A 688-nucleotide genomic window follows, 5' to 3' on the forward strand; every position below is an offset into this window, starting at 1 on the left:
GCGACGCTCCCACGGCTTGTAGGCACACGGTTTCAGGTACTATTTCACTCCGCTCCCGCGGTACTTTTCACCATTCCCTCACGGTACTATCCGCTATCGGTCACCAGGGAATATTTAGGCTTAGCGGGTGGTCCCGCCAGATTCACACGGGATTTCTCGGGCCCCGTGCTACTTGGGTGTCTCTCAAACGAGCCGTTGATGTTTCAGCTACGGGGGTCTTACCCTCTACGCCGGACCTTTCGCATGTCCTTCGCCTACACCAACGGTTTCTGACTCGTCCTGTCGCCGGCAGACGACAGAAGAGAGATCCCACAACCCCGCATGCGCAACCCCTGCCGGGTATCACACGCATACGGTTTGGCCTCATCCGGTTTCGCTCGCCACTACTCCCGGAATCACGGTTGTTTTCTCTTCCTGAGGGTACTGAGATGTTTCACTTCCCCTCGTTCCCTCCACATACCCTATGTGTTCAGGTATGGGTGACAGCCCATGACGACTGCCGGGTTTCCCCATTCGGAAACCCCCGGATCAAAGCCTGGTTGACGGCTCCCCGGGGACTATCGTGGCCTCCCACGTCCTTCATCGGTTCCTGGTGCCAAGGCATCCACCGTGCGCCCTTAAAAACTTGGCCACAGATGCTCGCGTCCACTGTGCAGTTCTCAAACAACGACCAGCCACCCATCACCCC

At 57.8% G+C, this 688-nt stretch carries 1 rRNA gene; it reads right to left on the bottom strand.

Going from position 1 to position 688, the window contains the following annotated elements:
• A 23S ribosomal RNA gene (locus N4G70_RS36890) occupies positions 1–631 on the bottom strand; the annotation flags it as partial.
• Positions 632–688: the final 57 nt, after the last annotated feature.

Origin of the sequence: Streptomyces sp. ASQP_92, assembly GCF_025399895.1 — a bacterium.
Taxonomy (GTDB): Bacteria; Actinomycetota; Actinomycetes; order Streptomycetales; family Streptomycetaceae; genus Streptomyces.